Source organism: Bradyrhizobium sp. 35 (assembly GCF_023073215.1).
Classification (GTDB): domain Bacteria; phylum Pseudomonadota; class Alphaproteobacteria; order Rhizobiales; family Xanthobacteraceae; genus Bradyrhizobium; species Bradyrhizobium canariense_D.
In genome coordinates this window covers 1-2,662 of record NZ_JADPJC010000156.1, presented here as the reverse complement: position 1 = coordinate 2,662, position 2,662 = coordinate 1, and the positions used below count along the sequence as shown (strand labels likewise).

Annotated in this window: 3 protein-coding genes and 1 pseudogene; all 4 read left to right on the top strand. The window is 63.1% G+C overall.

The window, feature by feature from the left end; genetic code table 11:
• On the top strand, positions 1–802 hold an 802-nt coding region (gene trbB, locus IVB36_RS32335; RefSeq protein WP_247394343.1), incomplete at its 5' end, for a P-type conjugative transfer ATPase TrbB.
• Positions 799–1,125, top strand: coding sequence for a TrbC/VirB2 family protein (locus IVB36_RS32330; RefSeq protein WP_247394340.1), 327 nt, complete (start codon positions 799–801; stop codon positions 1,123–1,125). The genes trbB and IVB36_RS32330, both read left to right, overlap by 4 nt.
• A complete protein-coding gene (locus tag IVB36_RS32325) occupies positions 1,125–1,388 on the top strand; it encodes a VirB3 family type IV secretion system protein (protein WP_247394338.1) in 264 nt (87 codons plus the stop codon). Before IVB36_RS32330 ends, IVB36_RS32325 begins: the two co-directional genes overlap by 1 nt.
• 9 nt (positions 1,389–1,397) lie before the next feature.
• Positions 1,398–2,662, top strand: a pseudogene (locus IVB36_RS32320) (conjugal transfer protein TrbE); the annotation flags it as partial.

The window sequence follows — 2,662 nt, the reverse complement described above, 5'->3', positions numbered from 1 at the left end:
AGACACCGGAGAGAGCCTTTCGGCAGCGGATGGCGAACGAATCGTCCGACTGGTCGCGCACTATGTAGGAGCAGAAGTTCATCCCGGCTCGCCCCGGATATCGGCTGAGCTGCCGGAAACGGGGGAACGTTTCGAAGGATTGCTGCCGCCGGTTGTTGCCGCACCGACGTTTGCGATCCGCAAACCGGCGGTCGCCGTGTTCGGCCTGGACGACTATGTCGCCGCAGGCATCATGAACGTGAGCCAAGCGAGCGCGCTTCGCGATGCCGTCGCCGCACGGAAGAACATCCTGGTCGCCGGCGGCACCTCGACCGGGAAGACGACGCTGACAAATGCGCTGCTTGCCGAGGTCGCGAAAGGATCAGACCGCGTCGTCCTCATCGAAGACACCCGGGAGCTTCAGTGCAGGGCACCGAACCTGGTGGCGCTGCGGACCAAGGACGGCGTGATCTCGCTTTCCGATCTTGTGCGCTCCTCTCTTCGCCTGCGCCCTGATCGCATTCCGATCGGCGAGGTCCGTGGGGCCGAAGCGCTGGATCTTTTGAAAGCCTGGGGCACAGGACATCCCGGTGGCATCGGAACGATACACGCCGGGACCTCGCTTGGCGCGCTGCGCCGGCTCGAGCAGCTGATCCAGGAAGCCGTCATCACCGTCCCACGCGCCCTGATCGCAGAAACCATCAACGTCATAGCCGTTCTCTCTGGCCGTGGCGGCGAACGGCGGCTGAGCGAACTCGCCAGCGTCGACGGCCTTGGATCATCGGGCGACTACAGCCTTTCGAACATCGGAGATCAGTCATGACCACACGATCGTCTCTCGGGCGCGGCTTCATCTCAATTGTGGCGTTCGCCAGCCTTGCCCTAGCCAGCGCGCCGGCCTGGGCCGCCGGCTCGAACATGCCTTGGGAGCAGCCGCTGAACCAAATCCTGCAATCGGTCGAAGGTCCGGTCGCAAAGATCATTGCCGTCATCATCATCATCGTGACCGGGCTGTCGCTCGCCTTTGGCGACACCTCGGGTGGTTTCCGGCGGCTAGTCCAGATCGTGTTTGGCCTGTCGGTCGCATTCGCCGCATCGAGCTTCTTCCTGTCGTTCTTCTCATTCGGCGGCGGAGTGGTGATCTGATGGACGAGCCAGTCCCGGGATTTGTGGCTCCCGTCCACCGCGCGCTCACCGAACCGATCCTGATGGGCGGCGCGCCGCGCGCGGTTGCCATTCTCAACGGCACACTGGCCGCCGCACTCGGTCTCGGCCTGCGCATGTGGCTGGCCGGCCTTCTCTTCGCCTTCGTGGGTCACATGGCTTCGGTCTGGGCCGCCAAGCGCGATCCGGAATTCGTAGAAGTCGTGCGCCGGCATGTTCGCGTCCCCGCTCACCTCAGCACCTGAAGTCGTCCCATGATGAATCTTGCCGAATACCGCCGTTCAAGCACACGTCTTGCCGACTTCCTGCCCTGGGCTGCCCTGGTCGACGAAGGGATCATTCTCAACAAGGATGGATCATTTCAGCGAACGGCCCGGTTCAGAGGGCCGGATCTCGACAGCTCCGTGCCTGCCGAGCTTGTTGCGGTCGCTGGCCGCCTCAACAATGCACTCCGTCGCCTCGGATCGGGGTGGGCCGTGTTCGTCGAGGCGCAACGTCATTCGGCCGGACGCTATCCGCCGGATACATTCCCGGACGTCGCCTCGGCGCTGGTGGATGCGGAGCGCAAGGCGCAATTCGAACAAGCCGGCAGTCATTACGAATCGAGCTACTACCTGACTCTCCTTTATCTGCCTCCGGCAGAGAGTGCGGCGGCAGCAGAGCGCTTGCTGTACGAGGGCGGCCAGCGCGCTGCGGGAGCCGATGCACGCGAGGTGCTCGCCGGCTTTAGTGACCGGACTAGCCGCGTGCTGCAGCTGGTCGAGGGTTTCATGCCGGAATGCGGTTGGCTTGATGACGAGCAAACCCTGACCTACCTGCATTCGACGGTCTCAACCAAACGGCACCGCGTGCGCGTGCCAGAAATCCCGATGTATCTCGATGCGCTGCTGGCCGATCAACCGCTGGTAGGCGGTCTTGAACCCATGCTGGGCGACGCGCATCTGCGCGTTCTGACGCTCGTGGGGTTCCCAACCGTGACCACGCCCGGGATTCTTGACGAGCTGAACCGGCTGGCATTCCCGTATCGCTGGTCGACGCGGGCTATCATGCTCGACAAGACAGATGCCACCAAGCTCCTCACCAGGATCAGGCGGCAATGGTTTGCCAAGCGCAAATCGATCGCCTCGATCCTGAAGGAAGTGATGACGAACGAGGCCTCCGCGCTTTTGGACACCGATGCCAACAACAAGGCAATGGATGCCGATAGTGCGCTCCAGGAATTGGGTTCGGATCAGATCGGCGAGGTCTTCGTCACGGCAACGGTCACAGTTTGGGACAGGGATCCGCGCGCAGCCGACGAAAAGCTCCGCCTCGCCGAAAAGGTCATCCAGGGCCGGGACTTCACTTGCATGGCCGAGACGGTCAATGCCGTCGAGGCGTGGCTCGGCAGCCTGCCTGGACAAACTTACGCAAACGTCCGCCAACCCCCGGTCTCGACCCTGAACCTCGCCCATATGATCCCGTTGTCTGCGGTATGGGCCGGAGAGGTGAGGGATCACCACCTCAAGGCGCCCCCATT

Coding starts and splice junctions, on each gene's coding strand:
- IVB36_RS32330 (WP_247394340.1), top strand. CDS start 799: ATGACCACACGATCGTCTCTCGGGCGCGGCTTCATCTCAATTGTGGCG.
- IVB36_RS32325 (WP_247394338.1), top strand. CDS start 1,125: ATGGACGAGCCAGTCCCGGGATTTGTGGCTCCCGTCCACCGCGCGCTC.